Source organism: Frigoribacterium sp. CFBP9030, from assembly GCF_034045195.1.
Lineage (GTDB): Bacteria > Actinomycetota > Actinomycetes > Actinomycetales > Microbacteriaceae > Frigoribacterium.
Window position 1 is genome coordinate 258,094 of sequence record NZ_JAXCWG010000003.1, and the last position, 18,686, is coordinate 276,779.

Consider the following 18,686-nt stretch of genomic DNA (forward strand, 5'->3'; position numbering starts at 1 on the left):
GCGGTTAAATGACAAACAAGACATCTTCACATCGGCACCGTCTGCGACCCACGCGAGACGACGACCGCCCTCGGGGCTTCGGCGTGTTCCTCCGCGACATCCTCGTGATCTTCCTCGCGGCGCTGCTGATCTCGTTCCTGGTCAAGACGTTCCTGATCCGCTCGTTCTACATCCCCTCCGGGTCGATGGAGAACACGCTGCAGATCGACGATCGCATCATCGTCAACGAGCTCGTCCCCGACGTCGTCGACGTCCAGCGCGGCGACGTCGTGGTGTTCACCGATCCGGGTGGCTGGCTCGACGGCACCGCCCCGGTCACGACGGGTTCGGGCAATCCGGTCGCCGACGGTCTCGCGTGGTTCCTCACCCAGGTCGGTCTGGGCACGCGAGACAGCAACGACCACCTCATCAAGCGCGTCATCGGGCTGCCAGGCGACACCGTCGCCTGCTGCAACGACTTCGGCCAGATGACCGTCAACGGCGTCCCGCTCACCGAGCCGTACGTCCTCCTCCCGCCCGGCGAGACGCGGGTATCGGGCGACGACTTCTCGGTGACGGTGCCGGCCGACTCGCTCTGGGTGATGGGCGACAACCGCTACAACTCGAAAGACAGCCGCTACAACGGCTCGACGCCGAGCGAGGGCTTCGTCCCGATGAGCGACGTCGTGGGGCGGGCCTTCGTCGTCAGCTGGCCGTACACCCGCTGGCAGTGGCTCGACGACCACCCCGAGGTGTTCCGCGGCATCGAGCGCGAGGGCGAGGGCGACTGATGGTCGTCGTCGATCCGACCCTCGACGTCGAGCGCGAGCTGCACGCCGCCGGCGCGGAGTGGGTCATCGGCTGCGACGAGGTGGGTCGGGGCGCGATCGCGGGGCCGGTGGCCGTCGGCCTGGGCGCCGTGCCCGTCGGGTGCATCGAGATGCCGACCGGCCTCCGCGACTCGAAGCTGCTCTCCGAGAAGCGCCGCGAAGCGCTCTACCCCGTGGCGACGGCCTGGGTGTCGCATCACGCGGTCGGGTTCGCCGAGGCCCACGAGGTCGACGAGATCGGCATCGTCGCCGCACTCGGCCTGGCGGGCCGGCGTGCCCTCACGGCCCTGCATCACCAGGGGGTGGGCATCATGCGCTCCGTGGTCGTCCTCGACGGCAACCACGACTACCTCTCGCCGCAGCTGGCGACCCCGCCGCGCATCACCACGCGCATCAAGGCCGATCGGGACTGCGCTTCCGTGGCCGCCGCGTCGGTCATCGCGAAGGTCGAACGCGACCGCCTGATGATCGAGGCCGACGTCCAGCACCCCGGTTACGGCTGGTCGGGCAACAAGGGGTACGGGTCGTCTTCGCACTTCGGCGCGCTGGCCGAGCTGGGGCCGTCGCCCCTGCATCGCCTGACCTGGCTGCACTGACGCTCGGGCGTCCGTCGTGCCCGACACCCTCTCGCGCTCCGCGTAGGATGTCTTCTCGATGGACGAAGACGAGTTCGAAGACTACGACCGCGAGGTCGAGCTCGCGCTGTACCGCGAGTACCGCGACGTGGTGTCGCAGTTCCGCTACGTCGTCGAGACGGAGCGACGGTTCTACCTGGCGAACGAGGTCGAACTCGTCCGCCGCGACACCGAGCACGACTTCTACTTCGAGCTGAGCATGACCGACGTCTGGGTATGGGACGTCTACCGGTCCGATCGCTTCGTGAAGTCGGTGCGTGTGCTGACCTTCAAAGACGTCAACGTCGAAGAGCTGACGGCCCGCGATCTCGAGCTGCCGAAAGAGCTCGCGCTCGACGAGTGAGACCCGTCAGCTGATCCCTCCCCGGTCGGTCGGGGCGCGCATCGCTCCACACTCCGCTCCGCACGGCGCCTGAGCCGAGCCGGTCTCCGCGACGCTTCTCGTCGAGGAGGCCGACATGGCGAAGAAGGATGATCTGGGGCGGCGCGGCGAAGACGTGGCCGCCGAGTGGGTCGAGGCGCAGGGCATGCGCGTCGTCGACAAGAACTGGCGGTGCCGCGAGGGCGAGATCGATCTCGTGGCCCTCGACGGCGACGACGTGGTGGTGATCGAGGTGAAGACCCGGTCGGGCACGGGCTACGGCCACGCCCTCGAGTCGGTCACGGCGTCGAAGCTGGCACGGCTCCGGCGGTTGGCCGCGGCGTGGACGCGAGCGAATCCCGGGCGGGGCCGCGGCCTGCGGATCGACGTCGTCGGCATCACGATCGAGAGGTGCCAGGGCCACGAGCGCATCGACCACGTGCGTGGGGCGGGCGCATGAGCATCGGTCGCACGCGGGCGGTCTCGCTGCTGGGGCTCGAGGGCGCTCTGGTCGAGGTCGAGGCAGACATGGGGCAGGGGCTGCCGGCCTTCATGATCATCGGGTTGCCCGACACGTCGCTCGGCGAGGCGCGCGACCGGGTGCGGGCCGCCGCCACGAACACGGGCTGCGCTCTGCCGACCCGCAAGCTGACGGTCAACCTCTCGCCGGCGTCGCTGCCCAAACAGGGCTCATCGTTCGATCTGGCGATCGCGATGGCGGCCCTCGCTGCGGCCGACCTCGTCTCGGCGGTGTCGGTCGGGCGCATCGTCCATCTCGGTGAGCTCGGTCTCGACGGCAGACTCCGACCCGTCGACGGCGTCCTGCCGGCGGTGCTGGCGGCGCGTCGGGCAGGGGCCGAGACGGTCATGGTGCCGAGCGACAACGCCGCCGAGGCCGGGCTCGTCCCGGGGATCCGCATCGTCCCGGCGGCGAGTCTCCGCGAGGCGGCCATCTGGCACGGCGCCGATCTGACCCCCGAGCCGGTGGAGGCGATCTTGCGACCGCGTCCGATCGGACTCGCGTCGGCCGTCGACGGCCCGCGACCCGACCTCGCCGACGTCGTCGGCAACTCCGACGCGGTGCAGGCGCTGATCGTGGCGGCGGCCGGTGGGCACCACCTCCTGATGGTGGGTCCGCCGGGGGCGGGCAAGACGATGCTGGCGGCGCGGCTGCCCGGCATCCTGCCCGATCTCGACCTCGACGCCGCGCTCGAGGTCGGCAGTGTGCGGTCGCTGGCCGGACGGCCCGTCGACGGCGCGCTCGACCGTCGTCCGCCCTTCGAGAGCCCGCACCACACCTGCAGCGCGGCGTCCCTCATCGGGGGCGGCAGCGGCATCATCCGCCCAGGCGCCGCCTCCCGTGCGACACGGGGCGTGCTGTTCCTCGACGAGGCACCCGAATTCTCGCGGACGGTGCTCGACTGCCTGCGTCAACCGCTCGAGTCCGGCGAGGCGGTGATCCACCGTGCTCGAGCCGTCGCGCGGTTCCCCGCGCGGTTCCAGCTGGTCGCGGCGGCCAATCCCTGCCCGTGCGGGCAGTACGGAGCACGAGACGGCCGCTGCGAGTGCTCGCCGCATCACCGTCGCAGGTATCTGGCGAAGCTGTCCGGTCCTCTCGTGGATCGCATCGATCTCCAGCTGAGGGTCGCCCGGATCGGCTCGGCGGCCTTCCGACTGTCCGAGCAGTCCGTCCGACCGTCGACGGCCGACGCGAGGCGACGAGTCGAGGAGGCGCGGGCGCGGACGGCCGACCGTCTCGCGTCGACCCCGTGGCGGCTGAACTCCGAGGTGCCCGGCGTCTGGCTGCGCGAGCGCGACAACCGCCTGCCGGTCGCCGTGAGTCTGCCCGCCGACCACGCCCTCGAGACCGGGGCGCTCACCATGCGCGGCTACGACCGGGTGCTCCGCGTGTCGTGGACCCTCGCCGACCTCGACGGCGTCGACCGGCCCGAGCGGTCGCACGTGCTGGGCGCCCTCGCGCTCCGGAGATCGTCGTGAACGAGCTGCTGACGGCCTCGAGCTCGGATCTCGCCGCCGTCGTGGGGCCTCTCCGCCGTGACGGCGCACGGGCGGTCGAGGCCTTCGCCCTCGGCGCATGGTCGGCAGTCGTCGAGCCGGGCGATGCCGTGGGAGGTCTCGCTCGGCGCGTCCTCGGGGCGGCCGTCGCCCTGCGTGTCGTCCTCGAGTCGGTCGACCGACGCGTCTCCGAAGGCGATCCGTCCTTGCTCGGGCAGGCGCTTCGGCAGGCCGGAGTCGACCCGGAGGAGATCTCCGATCGGCGGATCGCCCGGGCGCTGTCGCGATGGGAACCGCGCACCGACGACGTCCGCATCCGGTCGTCGTTCCGGGCGGCGACGGCCATCGGGCTTCGACTCGTCGTCCCCGGCGACGACGAATGGCCCGTGGTGCTCGACGATCTGGGCGACCATGCGCCGGCCGCGCTCTGGCTCCGAGGCTCGGCCGACCTGCCGACCGTGGCGTCGACGATCGCCGTCGTGGGGTGTCGGGCGTCGACCGCCTACGGCGAGCAGGTCGCGGCCGATCTCAGCAGCGCGCTCTGCGACCGGGGCTTCACGATCGTCTCCGGTGGCGCGTACGGCATCGACGGGATGGCGCACCGCGCGGCGCTGGTGTCGGAGGGGCCCACCGTCGCCGTCATGGCCGGGGGAGTGGACCGCTTCTATCCGAGCGGCCACGACACGCTGCTGAGGTCGGTGGTCGAGAAGGGGCTCCTCGTCTCCGAGTCGCCCTGCGGCAGCACGCCGAGCAAATGGCGGTTCCTGCAGCGCAACAGGCTGATCGCGACGCTGTCGGCCGTGTCCGTCGTGGTCGAGGCCGGTCGGCGGTCTGGTGCGCTGAACACCGCCGCACATGCCCAGGCCATCGGACGGCCGGTGGGGGCCGTGCCCGGTCCCATCACCTCGCCGTCGTCGGTGGGGTGCCACGCGCTGATCCGCTCGGGGCTCGGCGCCTGCATCACCTCCGTCGACGACGTCCTCGAGCTCGTGCCCGGGCGCGCCGTTCCGACGGGTGCCGCCCCCGATCCACGCGAGCACCCCGAGCGACTCCGCGTCCGTGACGCCTTGAGCACCCGCGTCGATCGCGGCACCGACGAGGTCGCGGTCGCGAGCGGCTTGTCGACGGATCGCGCACGCGAGGTCCTCGCCGAGCTCGAGCTCGACGGTCTCGTGGAGCGTGAGGCGGGAGGGTGGCGGCGACGGCGCCCGGGGTGAGCGAGGGCTGGGCGCGGGGCCGCCGCTGGCGACCGGGTGACTACTCTGGCGTGATGATCGACGTCGAGGCCTTCGTGGAGCACCTGCGGCACGGCCGCGGGCTCAGCGAGCACACGATCAGGTCGTATCGCTCCGATCTCGCCGACCTCGTGTCATTCGCCGCCGTCCACCTCGGTCGCGACCCGCGCGTCGCCGATCTCGACCTCGATCTGCTCCGGGAGTGGCTCTATCGGGCGACCCGCTCCGGTCTGGCACGGGCGACGCTCGCCCGTCGATCGGCCAGCGCCCGCGCCTTCACCCGCTGGTTGGAGGAGACCGGCCGCACGGCCGTCGACGTGGGGGTCCGGCTCCGGGCGCCTAAGGCCGAGAGCCGCCTGCCTCGGGTGCTCACCGAGCCCCAGATCGACGGCGTCCTGCGCTCGCTCGAGCTCCGCGCCGACACCGACGACCCCGGTGCCCGCCGCGACCTCGCGGTCGTCGAGCTGCTCTACGGGTCGGGTCTCCGGGTCTCCGAGCTCGTCGGCGCCGACCTCGCCGACGTCGACCTCGGTCGGCTCATGGTGCGGGTGACGGGCAAGGGGGCGAAGCAGCGCGTGGTGCCCTTCGGGGTGCCAGCGGCCGAGGCGCTCGGTCGGTACCTCGATCGGGCACGGCCCTCGCTCGTCGCGGCCGGCGGCGAGCCGGGCACGACCGCGTTCTTCGTCGGAGCGGAGGGGGGCCGACTCGGCACGCGAGCCGTCCACCGACTGGTCGCGCGCCTCCTCGGCGACATCCCGGGTGCCGGCCCCGCCGGTCCGCACGCGCTGCGGCACACGGCGGCGACGCATCTGCTCGACGGGGGCGCCGACCTCCGGGCCGTGCAGGAGCTGCTCGGCCACGCCAGTCTCGGCACGACCCAGATCTACACGCACGTCTCGACGGAACGGCTCCGCGAGAGCTACCGCTCGGCGCACCCCCGGGCCTGACCGACGGGCGCGCCTCACCCCACGGGGCGGGTCGGCAGCAGCACCGACGGGCGTCCGCCGCCGAGCAGCAGCAGCGGGGAGACGTACTCGCCGTCGCGACGGGCGCCGAGGTGCACGGCGTCGACGTCGGGGGAGTGGCCGGCGACGACGAGACCGACGACGTCGCCGCGGGTGACGGCGTCGCCGGCGGTCAGCTCCGTCGTGACCGGCTCGAAGCTGCTCAGCAGACCGTCGGAGTGCGTGATGGAGAGGACCGGCCGGTCGACCACCGTGCCCGCGAAGCGCACGACGCCGTCGTCGGGTGCCAGCACGGGTTCGCCGACGGCGGCCCCGATGTCGATGCCGCGGTGACCGGGTGACCACGCGTGCTCGGGTGCGACGAACGGGCGGACGACCGGGTGCGGTGGCGCCACCGGCCACGACCAGAGCACCGACCCGACGGTCACGACGGGTGCGCCGCCCACCGGGTCGCCCGCCGCGCCCGCCGTCCCGTCCGCACCCCCGGCCATCACGACGAGCAGCACCAGCAGCGACGCGCCCCCGAGCCTCGGACGCCACCCGACGACCAGGGACCCGACCCCGGCCCCCATCGAGGAGGCGCGGGCACGGTGGCGAGACGAGGCACGGTCGACGAGGCGCATCCGGAAATTCTGCCGAGCGTGCACCTCGCTCCGCCGAGGCGTATCGTTCATCGGTGCACGGACACCCGGTGCACGACGTTGTGGAGGAGTCGAGGCGCGCCCTCCTCCTCCGAGCAAGAAGGAGAACCGTGTCGAACTCGGCAGCAGATCCAGCGGAAGCCAAGAAGCTGAACAGGCGGGTGACGGCGCTCGCGGTGGCCGCGGCCGTCGGAGGCTTCCTCTTCGGATTCGACTCGTCCGTCATCAACGGCGCGGTGTCGTCGATCACCGACGAGTTCGGTCTGACCGAGTTCGCGTCAGGCTTCGCCGTCGCCTCGGCCCTGATCGGCTGCGCGATCGGCGCCTACGTCGCCGGTCGTCTCGCCGACAAGATGGGCCGCATCAAGGTCATGCTGATCGGCGCCGCGCTGTTCCTCGTCAGCTCGATCGGCGCGGCTGCGGCCTTCGCCGTCTGGGACCTCGTTCTCTGGCGCGTCATCGGCGGACTCGGCATCGGCATCGCCTCCGTCATCGCACCGGCCTACATCAGCGAGGTATCGCCCAAGGCCATCCGCGGGCGACTCGCGTCGTTCCAGCAGCTGGCCATCACGCTGGGCATCTTCGTCGCCCTCCTCTCCGACCAGCTGTTCGCGGTCACCGCGGGCGGCGCGTCCGAGCCGTCGCTCTTCGGTCTCGCCGCCTGGCGCTGGATGTTCCTCGTCGGCGTCGTGCCGTCGGTCGTCTACGGCGTGCTGGCATGGCGTCTGCCCGAGTCGCCCCGTTACCTCGCGGGCGAAGGCCGGGAGGGCGAGGCCCGCAAGGTGCTCGAGAGCATCGTCCCGACCGAGACGGTCGACACGAGCCTGAAGGAGATCACCGACTCGATCAAGACCGAGGCGGACCTCGACACGAAGTCGTCCATCCGGGGCAAGCGCTTCGGCCTCCAGCCGATCGTCTGGGTCGGCATCATCCTCGCCGTCCTGCAGCAGTTCGTCGGCATCAACGTGATCTTCTACTACTCGACCACCCTCTGGCAGGCCGTCGGATTCCAGGAGGAGGACTCCTTCCTCATCTCCACGATCACCGCCGTCGTCAACGTGGCCGTGACCTTCGTGGCCATCGGCCTGGTCGACAAGGTCGGTCGTCGCCCGCTGCTGCTCACCGGCTCCGTCGGGATGTTCCTGAGCCTCGCCGTCACCGCGCTCGCATTCAGCCAGGCGACGACCACCGCCTCCGGCGACCCGTCGCTGCCGGGTGCCTGGGGCCCGGTCGCGCTCGTCGCGGCGAACCTCTTCGTGGTCTCGTTCGGTGCGACCTGGGGTCCGCTGATGTGGGTCCTCCTCGGCGAGATGTTCCCCAACAGCATCCGTGCCACGGCGCTCGGCGTCGGCAGCATGGCGAACTGGATCGCCAACTTCATCGTCACGGTGTCGTTCCCGAGCCTCGCCGCCCTCAGCCTCACGCTGTCGTACGGCATCTTCGCCTTCTTCGCCCTCGTCTCGTTCTTCTTCGTCTTCGCGAAGATCCCCGAGACCAAGGGTCGTTCCCTGGAGGAGATGGGCGTCTCGGCGCTCGACGGATCCATCGACGCCAAGCGCTCCAGGGCCTGACGTCCGACACGCCCCAGAACGCCCTGACCGGCTGCCGGTCGGGGCGTTCTCGCGTGGTGCTAGCATGATCGATGCAGCCTGCTCAGCAGGCTGACTTCGCGTGCCCAGTGCGTCTTCGGACGCACCGATCGCGAGCCGGTCCGTCCGGTTCCGTTCGTCACCGGCCTCCATCTCCATTCGGTCCGACCGCATCCCAGGGTGCGAGCGGCGGAGGTGCGCCCGGGCACCAGGCAGCGACGACCGACCGGTCGTCCGACAACCGACAATCCGGTGCACCAGCGTGTGCGCCCAGAAACAGGAGAACGACCATGGCCGTCGTCACCATCCGCCAGCTGCTCGACAGCGGCGTCCACTTCGGACACCAGACCCGCCGCTGGAACCCGAAGGTGAAGCGATTCATCCTCGCCGAGCGCTCCGGCATCCACATCATCGACCTGCAGCAGTCGCTCGGCTACATCGACAGCGCGTACGACTTCGTCAAGGAGACCGTCGCCCACGGCGGCACCATCCTCTTCGTCGGCACCAAGAAGCAGGCTCAGGGCTCCATCGCCGAGCAGGCCAACCGTGTCGGCCAGCCCTTCGTGAACCAGCGCTGGCTGGGTGGTCTGCTGACCAACTTCCAGACCGTGTCGAAGCGCCTCGCCCGCATGAAGGAGCTCGAGGACATCGACTTCGACGACACCACCCAGGGCTTCACCAAGAAAGAGCTCCTGATCAAGAAGCGCGAGCTCGACAAGCTGCACAAGACGCTCGGTGGTATCCGCAACCTCACCAAGACGCCGTCGGCGCTCTGGATCGTCGACACCAAGAAAGAGCACCTCGCGATCGACGAGGCCAAGAAGCTCGGCATCCCGGTCATCGGCATCCTCGACACCAACTGCGACCCCGACGAGATCAACTTCCCGATCCCCGGCAACGACGACGCGATCCGCTCCGTCGGTCTGCTGACGCGCATCGTCGCCGACGCCGCCGCCGAGGGCCTCGTCCAGCGTCACCAGAAGCCCGAAGACGCCGACCAGCCCGTCGAGCCCCTCGCCGAGTGGGAGGCCGAGCTGCTCGCCCAGGGCGAGGCCAAGGCCGCCGACGCCGCGACCGAGGCGCCCGCCGCCGAGCCGCTCCCCACGGAGGAGAACGACGCCGACGCTCAGGTCGCCGCGAAGCCCCTGGGCGAGCCGGTCGCCGAGCCCGTCGCCGAGGCGACCGTCGAGACCGCTGCGGAGCCGGCCGACGCCGACGCCGCCGCCGACTCGAAGTAACGCACCTCTTCACTCCGACTCCACGAAAGGAAGTCAGACATGGCAAACTTCACCGCCGCTGACGTCAAGACCCTCCGTGACCGCCTCGGTGCGGGCATGATGGACAGCAAGAACGCTCTCGTCGAGGCCGACGGCGACATCGAGAAGGCCGTCGAGATCCTTCGCGTCAAGGGACTGAAGGGCGTCGCCAAGCGCGAGGGCCGTCAGACCACCGCGGGCCTCGTGGCCGCCAAGGCCTCCGCCGGCTACGCCACGATCATCGAGCTCGCCAGCGAGACCGACTTCGTCGCCAAGAACGAGAAGTTCATCGCCCTGGCCGACTCCGTGCTCGAGGCCGTCTCGGCCGCGGGTGCGGCGACCGCCGCCGAGGGCAACGCGGCCGCCATCGGCGGCCAGACCGTCGAGGCGTTCGTCAACGACGAGGCGGCTCTCATGGGCGAGAAGGTCGAGCTCCGCTCGGTCGCTCGCGTCGAGGGCTCCGAGTTCGCGATCTACCTGCACAAGACCTCCAAGGACCTGCCCCCGCAGGTCGGCGTGGTCGTGGGCTACACCGGTTCGGATGCTGAGACCGCCCGCTCGATCGCCCAGCACGTCGCCTTCGCTGCGCCGACGTACCTGTCGCGCGACGAGGTCCCCGCCGACGACGTCGCGAAAGAGCGCGCCATCGTCGAAGAGACCGCGAAGAACGAGGGCAAGCCCGAGGCAGCCCTGCCGAAGATCATCGAGGGTCGCCTGACCGGCTTCTTCAAGGAGATCGCACTGCTCGACCAGGCCTACGCGAAGGACAGCAAGCTGTCGGTCGCCAAGGTCGTCGAGCAGGCCGGCATCGAGATCCAGGGCTTCTCCCGGATCAAGGTCGGCGCCTAGCCACATACGCGATGGGGTCTGAGACGGTCATACGTCTCAGGCCCCATTTCCGTGTCCGCCGCCGATCCCGGTCGGGCGGACAGCGTCCAGCGCCGAGTCGCTAACCTGGCTACGGCCATGAACGAAGGAGACCCCACATGACATCAGACATCACCGGACGCCGACGGGTCCTCCTCAAACTCTCCGGCGAGGCCTTCGGCGGCGGCCAGCTGGGCGTCAACCCCGACGTGGTGGGCGCCATCGCCCGAGAGATCGCCGACGCCGCCCAGGACGTCGAGATCGCCGTGGTGGTCGGCGGCGGCAACTTCTTCCGTGGCGCCGAGCTGAGTCAGCGGGGCATGGACCGCGGCCGGGCCGACTACATGGGCATGCTGGGCACCGTGATGAACGCCCTCGCCCTGCAGGACTTCCTCGAGCAGGCGGGCGCGGCGACGCGCGTGCAGTCCGCCATCTCGATGACCCAGGTAGCCGAGCCGTACATCCCGCGTCGCGCCGAGCGCCACCTCGAGAAGGGCCGGGTCGTCATCTTCGGCGCCGGTGCGGGGCTGCCCTACTTCTCGACCGACACCGTCTCCGCCCAACGCGCCCTCGAGATCGGCGCCGACGAGGTGCTCGTCGCCAAGAACGGGGTCGACGGCGTGTACTCGGCCGACCCCCGCCACGACCCCTCGGCGGTCAAGCTCGAGACGCTGACCTACCAGGAGGCGCTGGTCAAGGGGCTCAAGGTCGTCGACTCGACCGCCTTCAGCCTCTGCATGGACAACGGCATGCCCATGCACGTGTTCGGCATGGAGGGCGGCGGCAACATCGCCCGGGCCATCCGTGGCGAGCGCATCGGAACCCTCGTCAGCAACTGACGACTAAGCTCGACAACGAATCAAGGGAGCATTGTGGCGATCAACGACGTACAGAACGAGACGCGCGAGAAGATGGAGCGGGCACTCGAGTCCGCCAAGACCGACTTCGGTCAGGTCCGCACCGGGCGCATCAACCCGGCGCTCTTCCAGAAGATCCCCGTCGACTACTACGGCACCCCGACCCCTCTGGCGCAGCTGGCATCCCTCCAGGTGCCGGAGGCGCGGACGATGATCGTGACCCCGTACGACAAGACGGCGCTCAAGGAGATCGAGAAGGCCATCGCGACCTTCCCGAACCTCGGTGCGAGCCCGACCAACGACGGCACGCTCGTCCGTGTCACGATCCCGGAGCTGACGCAGGAGCGCCGCAAGGAGTTCGTCAAGATCGTGCGCAGCAAGGGCGAGGACGCCAAGGTGCAGATCCGCAACATCCGACGCAAGTCGAAGGACGACCTCGACGCCCTCAAGTCCGAGGTCGGCGACGACGAGGTCGCTCGTGCCGAGAAAGACCTCGAGGCTCTGACCAAGGGGTACATCGACTCGATCGACGAGGCGTTGAAGAAGAAGGAAGCCGAGCTGCTCGAGGTCTAGATGAGCGACGCTCCTGACGGCCCTCGTCCTGACGATTCGGGGCCGACCCCCAAGACCACCCTCGGTAGCCGTCGGGCCGACTTCGATGCCAGGGCGCAGGCCGCTCGTCACGACCTCGAGAACCAGCTCCGCACGCGCCGCGCCGCGCTCGGTGCCCGCAACGAGAAGCTGACCGCCCGCACAGGGCGCAATCTCCCCGCGGCCATCGGCGTCGGCGTCGGTCTCGGCGGCGCCGTGCTCGTCAGCCTGATCTTCGAGCCGGCGTTCTTCATGATCGTGGCGGCGGCCCTCATCGGCTCGCTGTGCTTCGAGCTCGCGAGCGCACTCCGCTTCGCGGGTCGCGACGTACCGCGACTGCCGAGCGTCCTCGCCGGTGTCGCCATCGTCCCCGCCGCCTTCTACTTCGGTGCACAGGGGCAGTGGCTGGCTCTGGTGGGCGGCATCCTCGTGGTGTCGGCGTGGCGGCTCGTCGAACTGGTGCGTCCTTCACACCGGACCAGCGCCTCCTCGGTGGCCCGCGACATCGGCGCCGGCGCGTTCGTGCAGATCTACTGCGCGTTCCTGGGCAGCTTCATGGCGCTGATGGCCGCTCAGCCGAACGGCGCCAACTGGACTCTTGCAGCACTGATCATCGTGATCGCCGTCGACACGGGGGCCTACGCGACGGGCCTGTCGTTCGGCAAGCACCCGATGGCTCCGCGGATCAGCCCGAAGAAGACCTGGGAGGGCTTCGCCGGGTCGGTCGCTGCGAGTCTCATCGCGGCGGTCCTGCTGTCGTGGCTGATGCTCGACGAGGCCTGGTGGTTCGGTCTCATCCTCGGTGGCGTGATCATCGTGACGGCGACCATCGGCGATCTCTCCGAGTCGCTCATCAAGCGCGACCTGGGGATCAAGGACATCTCGACCTGGCTGCCGGGCCACGGCGGATTCCTCGACAGGCTCGACAGCACGCTGCCCTCGGCGGCCGCGGCTTACGCCCTGTACCTCATCGTCACCTGACGCACGGGGCATCCGCTCAGGCGGCCCCAGGGCGTCGGTGCGGCATGATGGTCTGGTGAAGACGACATTCCCGATGGCTCAGCACGGTCGACTCGGCTACGACGTGACCGAGGTCGAGTCGTTCCTGGAGAAGGCCCGCGCGGCGTACTCGGGCGCGGCGCCCACGCGCGCCACGCGGTCCACGTCGATCGACTCCGAGCAGATCCGTCGCACGGCCTTCACGATGGCCAAGGGCGGCTACTCCACGTCGCACGTCGATGCGGCCCTCGAGCGCCTGGAAGACGCCTTCGCGAGTCGCGAGCGCGAACGGTCGCTCGCCGGCGAGGGCGACGCCGCCTGGTTCGCGGGTGCGCGTTCGGCGGCGGAGGAGATCGTGGCGCGTCTCGATCGGCCGACGGGCCACCGGTTCGACCGGGTCGGCATCGTCACGCAGGGCTACCACCCCGCCGACGTCGACCGCTTCGTCCGCAGACTGAAGGGGTACTTCGGCGACGGCGAGGCCCTGAGCATCGACGACGTCCGCGCCGTGGTCTTCCGTGCGAAGCGGGGCGGGTACCGAGAGGTCCAGGTCGACGTGCTGCTCGACGCCGTCGTCGACGTGATGCTCGCCGTCCGCTGAATCGGCCCGTCGAACCTCCCTGCGCGCAGGCCTGCGCACGACGATCCGTCTTCCCCGTGGCCGCCGAGGCGATCGCCTCCCGCTGAGACACGCACGACGTCGTCCTGGCCAGTTCCCGGGACTTCGGTTATTCTTAGTCCACTTATGGGTAGGCACGCTGCAACTCCGACGTCCGGCATCACTCCTCGAGAGCACCCGGCGCTCGTCGCGAGACCCATCGCGGCACGCCGTATGGTCCCCGCGTCGAGTCTGGTCGTGGCCGCTCCGGCCCCTGCGCCTCGGCGCCGTCGGGGGCGGTACATCCTCCCGGCATGCGGCTTCGTCGCGTCGTTCGCATTCGTCTCGGCTTCACTCGTGAACCCGATCTCCGGTGCCGAGGCGACCACCCGCGTCGTCGGCGGCGCCAGCGTGCTGGTCGCGCCCGGGCAGTCGTACTCCGTCATCGGCGCGTCGGCCTCCACGGCCGATCGAGACGGCTACGACGTCACCCTGCCGCCCCCTCCGCCCCCGCCCGAGCCCGAGCCGGTCGTGACCGAAGAGGCTGACGACTCCGTCGCCGCCGACGCCTCCACCGCGTCGACGTCGAAGTCCGCGAGTCCGGCTCCGGCCCCCGCTGCCGGTACCCCCGATCCCGGCAGCGCGAAGGCCATCGCCGCCGGCATGGTGTCCGCCCGTGGTTGGGGCACCGGCGAGTACGACTGCCTCGTCTCGTTGTGGAACAAGGAGTCGGGCTGGAACGTCTACGCCTCCAACGGCTCCAGCGGCGCCTACGGCATCCCGCAGTCGCTGCCCGGCAGCAAGATGGCGACGGCCGGCGCCGACTGGCAGACGAACCCCGCGACGCAGATCACCTGGGGTCTCAACTACATCTCGGGCGTCTACGGATCGCCGTGCGGCGCCTGGTCGCACTCGCAGGCCGTCAACTGGTACTGATCCCGTCCACGTGCACCGGACGGGTCGTCCGGGGCACCAGGGCGGCACCGGCAGCGGCTCAGCCGCTGGAACCCGCAGCCGGACTCTGACGATGCCGACCGCCCCGCCGCGATACGGTGGTGGTCATGCCCCGAAGCAATCGACCGCGACGCCCTCGCGACACACGTCGACCTGACGAGCCCGCGAACGACATCACCAGGGCGATCCGGGGCGGCGCGGTGGTCGAGACCCGACACGGCAGGTCGTTCACCGTCCAGTCCATCGGTGCGTCGTCGTCCGTCAAAGAGTACGTCTGCCCCGGCTGCTCGCTGATCGTCGCCCCCGGCACGGCGCACGTCGTCGTGTGGCGCGCCGACGGGCTCTTCGGTGACGCCGACGACCTGGCGTCCCGTCGTCATTGGCACACCCACTGCTGGAGGATCTCGTGACCGACCCGACCCGTTCGACCGACGCGACCGACCCGACCGGGTCCATCGAGGTGCGGGGCGGCGTCCTGCTTCCCGCGCGCCGTCGCGACGTCGAACTCCGCACCGACGACGGTCTCCGCCTCGTCGGCGAGCTGTCCGTTCCCACCGACCGCGCACCGGTCGGCACGCTGGTCGCCCTGCATCCGCTCCCGACGGCGGGCGGATTCATGGACTCTCACGTGATCCGCAAGGCCGCCGCGCGCCTCCCCGCCCTGGCCGACCTCGCGGTGCTGCGCTTCAACTTCCGTGGCGTGTCATCACCGAGGGGGCGGTCCGAGGGCGAGTTCGGCGAGGGGATCGCCGAGGCCGCCGATCTCGCGGCCGCAGTCGCGTTCGTGCACGACGAGGGTCTGCCCACGCCGTGGCTGGTCGGCTGGTCGTTCGGCACCGAGGTCGCCCTGAAGCACGGGCGCGGCGTCGAGACGGCGGGTCTGCTGCTGCTGTCACCGCCCCTCCATCGCACCACCGACGCCGAGCTCGCCGCCTGGAACGACGTCGCGACCCCGATCGTCGCCGTCGTGCCCGAGTTCGACGACTACCTCCGACCCGAGGAGGCGCGGCGCCGCTTCGCCGTCGTGCCCCGCGCCGAGGTCGTCGCCGTCGAGGGCGGCAAGCACCTCTGGGTCGGCGAGAAGCAGACCACACGCGTGCTGTCGGAGATCGTGCAACGGGTCGCCCCGCAGGCGCTGCCGCTGCCCGCCACCTGGCCCTGAGCCGCTGCCCGAGCGGACGTGACCGCAGAGCGCGTGCGACCGCACGGCGCCTGGAGCGGCAGCGGCAGCGGCAGTGGCAGCGGCAGCGGCTTCGCCAGGGTCAGAGCGTGTTCTGCCGGGGGACGAGCACCTCGCGGATGATGAGCAGCACCGACGCGGCGAAGGGGATCGCGATCAGTGCCCCGAGGACTCCGAGCAGCGTGCCGCCGACGAGCGCCGCGATGACCACGATCACCCCGGGCACCCTGACCGCACGGCGCATGATGCGCGGGCTGAGGAGGTACGCCTCGATCTGCATGTAGACGAGGTAGTAGACGGCGGCGGTGATCCACGTCGAGGGCGAATCGGGCAGCAGGGCGACCTGGGCCAGCACGATGATCGCCGAGCCGCTGATGGTGCCGACCAGGGGGATGACCGACCCCACGAAGGCGATGGCCGCGAAGACCGCGGGCTGCTCGGCGCCGATGATGCTCAGGAAGATGAAGCTCAAGATGCCGTTGATCGCGGCGAGGGTGAACTGGCCGATCACGTAGCGACCGACGGAGTCGCCGATCTGCTCGGCGATGACGATGAACTTCGGGCGCTTCGAAGCCGGCACGAGCTGGTAGACCGCGCGCTTGACGCTGTTGATCGACGACGTGAAGTACAGCGTGAGGATCAGCACGACGATGGTCGCGAAGAGCCCGTTGCCGATCGCGACGCCGACCGCCAGGACCCCGCCGCCGATCGTGACCACGTTGTCGGGGTCGCCGAGGAACGCCACGACCGAGTCGAGGCCCTGCTGCACGTCGAAGACGTTCTGGGGCACCAGCTCTTGCAGGTTGTCGACGAACTGCTGCGTCGTGACGCTCTGCAGGTAGGTCACGAGGTTCGTGATCAGCGCCGTGGCCTGACTGACGATCACCGGGACGATGGCGAAGACGACGCCGACGACGGCGCCCAGCAGGGCGACCATGACGAGGGTGATCGCGAGGGTCCGAGGGACGCGCCGCTTCTCGAGCCACGACACGATCGGGTCGAGACCGAGGGCGATGAACAGCGCGGCGCCCACGTACGTGATGATCGTGGACAGCTCGCTGACGGCACCGCCGATCACCAGGGCGACGAGCACGCCGAGCCCGGCCAGGAGGCCCAGCCGGAACGGATTGTGGATCTTCACGCGGGCTTACTCCTCTTGGGCGGCGGAGTCGTTCAGCACGGGACCGCCGCGTGACTACTCTGGCGCAACCTTCGCGGCTTCGCTCAACATGGCGCGGAGGTTCTCGAGGTACGAGGCGACCGCGTCGCGCTCCTCCCGCAACTCCGAGAGTCGGCGCTCGGCGTCGGAGACGAGGTCGCGCGCCCTGTTCTCGGCCTCCGTCACGATGTCGCGACTGCGCACCTCGGCGTTGGTCAGCACCTCGTGCGCGGTCGAGTCGGCCTCGCCGCGCACCGTCTTCGCGTGGTCGTGAGACGAGCGCTCGAGCTCGTCGGCCTCGCGGCGCACGTCGACGGCGCGCTGCCGGGCCTCGTCGAGCTGCGCGTGAGCGTCGTCCAGGTAGTTCTGCGTCTCGGCGACGGCCGCCTGGTGTCGGGCGACGAGGTCGCGCTCGAGCTCGTCGAGTCGGGTCGTCCGTTCGAGCGCGAGAGCCGTCCGGGCCTCGTCCGTCTCGCGGGCGACGAGCGCCTCGGCGCGGTCGCGTTCGGCGGCGAGCCGGGCGCGGGTCGTCTCCGCCTCGTTCTCGAGTCGTGCGCGCTGCGCCTCCTCGTCGTCGAACAGCCGCGCCTGGCTCTCGGCCACCTCGGCGTCGAGGTCGGCACGGGCGTTCGCCGTCTCGGCCTCGACCTGCGCCCGGTGCTCGGCGGCGTCGCGCTCGAGGCGTTCGGCCTGCTGCTGGACGTCGCGGGCCAGGCGCTCACGGGTCTCGACGGTGGTGCGCTCGATCTCGTCGCGGGTCGTGGTGCGGTCGAGCTCGATCTCGTCGCGGGCGGCTCGGGCCTCGCGCTCGAGCTCCGCACGGGCGGTCTCGATCTCGAGCTGGAGCCCGGCTCGCATCTCGAGGGCCTCGGTCGCCAAGGAGGCGCGGGTCGTCTCGACCTCGCGGCTCAGGTCGTCGCGGCCGGCGTCCACCTCGCGCTCGAGCGCCGCGCGCGTCTCGGAGACGTGGCGGGCCAGCTCGGCGCGCTGCTCGGCGATGTCCCGGTCGAGGTCGGCGCGACGGTTCGCGACGTCGTCGTCGAGGTCGGCTCGAGCGCCGGTGATCTCGCGCTCGAGATCGGCGCGACGGGTGGTCACCTCGACCTCGAGCTCGGCGCGGGTGGTCTCGTCGAGGCGGGCCAGCTCGGCACGGAGCGTGTCGCCCTCGCGGTCGAGGTCGGCGCGCTGGCGTTCGCTGTCGCTGATGAAGAGGGCGCGGGTCTCGGCCGTGGTGCGGGCCAGCTCGGCGGCGTCGGCACGGGCCTCGGCGACCTCGCGGCCGACGATGTCGCGCTGCTCGGCGACGTCCCGTTCGGCGTCGGCGCGGAGCGCGGCGGCCTCGTGGCGGGCGGTCGACACGTTCTCGGCGGCCTCGGTCGCCGCGGCGCCGCGCATGGCGGACGAGTCGCGCTGCGCCTCCTGGAGGAGCGAGCGGGCCTCGTTGCGGGCTCGGGCGACCATGCGGTCGGCGTCGGCACGGGACTCGTCGATCTGGGCGGCGGCGCGACCCCTGGCGTCGCCCAGCACGGCGTCGGCGCGCTCGGTGGCGTCGGCGACGAGTCGCTCGGCCTCGGTGGTCGACGAGCGTCGCAGCTCTTCGGCGTCGATGTCGGCCTGGCTGACGAGTCGGGTGGCCTGCTGCTCGGCGAGGCGGAGGGTCTGCTCGAGCTTGCTGCCGAGACCGGCGTAGGTCGGGGTGCCGGCCTCGTCGAGCTCGGACTGCAGCTCGTCGAGGCGACTCTGCAGACGCTTGAGGTCGTCGACCGTCTCGGCGCGGTCGGTGTTCGACTTGATCAGCTCGCGCCGCAGGTCGCCCAACGCGCGGTCGACCTCTTCTTTGCGGTACCCGCGGAGTTCCGTCCCGAATTCCGATTCGTCAGCGGCCACGGTGTCTCCTCTTGCTCGGCGGCGGGAACGAGATCGCTCGGCCCGGACCCGACGATTTTAGCGGGCGAGGGAGTGGTCGCCACCCGG

20 protein-coding genes are annotated in these 18,686 nt (G+C 70.7%); 17 read left to right on the forward strand and 3 right to left on the reverse strand.

Going from position 1 to position 18,686, the window contains the following annotated elements; all coding sequences use genetic code 11:
* Nucleotides 1-8 precede the first annotated feature (8 nt).
* From lepB to SOM13_RS05300, 7 genes are all read left to right on the forward strand, one after another.
* Nucleotides 9-770 (forward strand): signal peptidase I, encoded by a 762-nt coding sequence (gene lepB, locus SOM13_RS05270; protein ID WP_192058318.1) that lies wholly within the window; start codon nt 9-11, stop codon nt 768-770.
* Nucleotides 770-1,405, forward strand: coding sequence for a ribonuclease HII (locus tag SOM13_RS05275; RefSeq protein ID WP_320478154.1), 636 nt, complete (start codon nt 770-772; stop codon nt 1,403-1,405). Before lepB ends, SOM13_RS05275 begins: the two co-directional genes overlap by 1 nt.
* A 58-nt stretch (nt 1,406-1,463) precedes the next feature.
* Nucleotides 1,464-1,787, forward strand: coding sequence for a DUF2469 family protein (locus SOM13_RS05280; protein ID WP_055796429.1), 324 nt, complete (start codon nt 1,464-1,466; stop codon nt 1,785-1,787).
* A gap of 115 nt (nt 1,788-1,902) precedes the next feature.
* Entirely contained in the window at nt 1,903-2,265 is a 363-nt protein-coding gene (locus SOM13_RS05285) for a YraN family protein (protein ID WP_192058314.1), read from the forward strand.
* The gene (locus SOM13_RS05290; protein ID WP_320479054.1) at nt 2,262-3,803 is read left to right on the forward strand and encodes a YifB family Mg chelatase-like AAA ATPase; all 1,542 of its coding nucleotides are present in this window, start codon (nt 2,262-2,264) and stop codon (nt 3,801-3,803) included. The genes SOM13_RS05285 and SOM13_RS05290 overlap by 4 nt, the downstream gene beginning before the upstream one ends.
* Complete coding sequence (gene dprA / locus SOM13_RS05295) at nt 3,800-5,038, forward strand: DNA-processing protein DprA (RefSeq protein WP_320479055.1); 1,239 nt, start codon at nt 3,800-3,802, stop codon at nt 5,036-5,038. Before SOM13_RS05290 ends, dprA begins: the two co-directional genes overlap by 4 nt.
* 53 nt (nt 5,039-5,091) lie before the next feature.
* Entirely contained in the window at nt 5,092-6,003 is a 912-nt protein-coding gene (locus SOM13_RS05300; protein ID WP_243214614.1) for a tyrosine recombinase XerC, read from the forward strand.
* A gap of 14 nt (nt 6,004-6,017) precedes the next feature.
* Here the strand turns inward: SOM13_RS05300 and SOM13_RS05305 are convergent, their stop codons facing one another.
* A complete protein-coding gene (locus SOM13_RS05305) occupies nt 6,018-6,644 on the reverse strand; it encodes a M23 family metallopeptidase (RefSeq protein ID WP_320478157.1) in 627 nt (208 codons plus the stop codon).
* Between the two features lie 128 nt (nt 6,645-6,772).
* Here SOM13_RS05305 and SOM13_RS05310 point away from each other — a divergent pair, with 128 nt between their 5' ends.
* The 10 genes from SOM13_RS05310 to SOM13_RS05355 all read left to right on the forward strand — a co-directional run bounded on the left by SOM13_RS05310 (nt 6,773) and on the right by SOM13_RS05355 (nt 15,535).
* Nucleotides 6,773-8,233, forward strand: a complete 1,461-nt coding sequence (locus SOM13_RS05310) for a sugar porter family MFS transporter (RefSeq protein WP_192058308.1) — start codon at nt 6,773-6,775, stop codon at nt 8,231-8,233.
* A gap of 308 nt (nt 8,234-8,541) precedes the next feature.
* Nucleotides 8,542-9,489, forward strand: a complete 948-nt coding sequence (rpsB, locus tag SOM13_RS05315; protein WP_192058306.1) for a 30S ribosomal protein S2 — start codon at nt 8,542-8,544, stop codon at nt 9,487-9,489.
* Nucleotides 9,490-9,528: 39 nt separating this feature from the next.
* A complete protein-coding gene (gene tsf, locus SOM13_RS05320) occupies nt 9,529-10,356 on the forward strand; it encodes a translation elongation factor Ts (protein WP_192058304.1) in 828 nt (275 codons plus the stop codon).
* 137 nt (nt 10,357-10,493) lie between these two features.
* A complete protein-coding gene (gene pyrH, locus SOM13_RS05325) occupies nt 10,494-11,213 on the forward strand; it encodes a UMP kinase (protein WP_192058301.1) in 720 nt (239 codons plus the stop codon).
* Between the two features lie 72 nt (nt 11,214-11,285).
* Complete coding sequence (gene frr / locus SOM13_RS05330) at nt 11,286-11,804, forward strand: ribosome recycling factor (RefSeq protein WP_197981716.1); 519 nt, start codon at nt 11,286-11,288, stop codon at nt 11,802-11,804.
* Nucleotides 11,805-12,803, forward strand: coding sequence for a phosphatidate cytidylyltransferase (locus SOM13_RS05335; protein ID WP_320479056.1), 999 nt, complete (start codon nt 11,805-11,807; stop codon nt 12,801-12,803).
* A 55-nt stretch (nt 12,804-12,858) separates the two neighbouring features.
* Nucleotides 12,859-13,422: a DivIVA domain-containing protein gene (locus tag SOM13_RS05340; protein ID WP_243214611.1), complete on the forward strand. Its 564-nt coding sequence runs from the start codon at nt 12,859-12,861 to the stop codon at nt 13,420-13,422.
* A 255-nt stretch (nt 13,423-13,677) separates the two neighbouring features.
* Nucleotides 13,678-14,355, forward strand: a complete 678-nt coding sequence (locus tag SOM13_RS05345; RefSeq protein ID WP_320479057.1) for a lytic transglycosylase domain-containing protein — start codon at nt 13,678-13,680, stop codon at nt 14,353-14,355.
* A gap of 125 nt (nt 14,356-14,480) precedes the next feature.
* Nucleotides 14,481-14,783 carry a hypothetical protein gene (locus SOM13_RS05350; RefSeq protein ID WP_192058295.1) on the forward strand — a complete coding sequence of 101 codons (303 nt, stop codon included), beginning with the start codon at nt 14,481-14,483 and terminating at the stop codon, nt 14,781-14,783.
* A 44-nt stretch (nt 14,784-14,827) separates the two neighbouring features.
* On the forward strand, nt 14,828-15,535 hold the full coding sequence (locus SOM13_RS05355) for an alpha/beta hydrolase (RefSeq protein WP_320479102.1): 708 nt from the start codon (nt 14,828-14,830) through the stop codon (nt 15,533-15,535).
* A gap of 100 nt (nt 15,536-15,635) precedes the next feature.
* Here the strand turns inward: SOM13_RS05355 and SOM13_RS05360 are convergent, their stop codons facing one another.
* Together SOM13_RS05360 and SOM13_RS05365 are read right to left on the reverse strand one after the other, a co-directional pair.
* Nucleotides 15,636-16,694 carry an AI-2E family transporter gene (locus tag SOM13_RS05360; protein ID WP_243214606.1) on the reverse strand — a complete coding sequence of 353 codons (1,059 nt, stop codon included), beginning with the start codon at nt 16,692-16,694 and terminating at the stop codon, nt 15,636-15,638.
* Nucleotides 16,695-16,748: 54 nt separating this feature from the next.
* On the reverse strand, nt 16,749-18,599 hold the full coding sequence (locus tag SOM13_RS05365; RefSeq protein WP_320479058.1) for a DivIVA domain-containing protein: 1,851 nt from the start codon (nt 18,597-18,599) through the stop codon (nt 16,749-16,751).
* Between the last annotated feature and the right edge of the window lie 87 nt (nt 18,600-18,686).

Bases quoted from the DNA above. Each gene is read 5' to 3' on its own strand.
- SOM13_RS05350 (WP_192058295.1), top strand. From the start codon at position 14,481: ATGCCCCGAAGCAATCGACCGCGACGCCCTCGCGACACACGTCGACCT.
- SOM13_RS05275 (WP_320478154.1), top strand. From the start codon at position 770: ATGGTCGTCGTCGATCCGACCCTCGACGTCGAGCGCGAGCTGCACGCC.
- rpsB (WP_192058306.1), top strand. From the start codon at position 8,542: ATGGCCGTCGTCACCATCCGCCAGCTGCTCGACAGCGGCGTCCACTTC.
- SOM13_RS05305 (WP_320478157.1), bottom strand. From the start codon at position 6,644: ATGCGCCTCGTCGACCGTGCCTCGTCTCGCCACCGTGCCCGCGCCTCC.
- tsf (WP_192058304.1), top strand. From the start codon at position 9,529: ATGGCAAACTTCACCGCCGCTGACGTCAAGACCCTCCGTGACCGCCTC.
- lepB (WP_192058318.1), top strand. From the start codon at position 9: ATGACAAACAAGACATCTTCACATCGGCACCGTCTGCGACCCACGCGA.
- SOM13_RS05335 (WP_320479056.1), top strand. From the start codon at position 11,805: ATGAGCGACGCTCCTGACGGCCCTCGTCCTGACGATTCGGGGCCGACC.
- SOM13_RS05300 (WP_243214614.1), top strand. From the start codon at position 5,092: ATGATCGACGTCGAGGCCTTCGTGGAGCACCTGCGGCACGGCCGCGGG.
- pyrH (WP_192058301.1), top strand. From the start codon at position 10,494: ATGACATCAGACATCACCGGACGCCGACGGGTCCTCCTCAAACTCTCC.
- SOM13_RS05280 (WP_055796429.1), top strand. From the start codon at position 1,464: ATGGACGAAGACGAGTTCGAAGACTACGACCGCGAGGTCGAGCTCGCG.
- SOM13_RS05285 (WP_192058314.1), top strand. From the start codon at position 1,903: ATGGCGAAGAAGGATGATCTGGGGCGGCGCGGCGAAGACGTGGCCGCC.
- SOM13_RS05290 (WP_320479054.1), top strand. From the start codon at position 2,262: ATGAGCATCGGTCGCACGCGGGCGGTCTCGCTGCTGGGGCTCGAGGGC.
- frr (WP_197981716.1), top strand. From the start codon at position 11,286: ATGGAGCGGGCACTCGAGTCCGCCAAGACCGACTTCGGTCAGGTCCGC.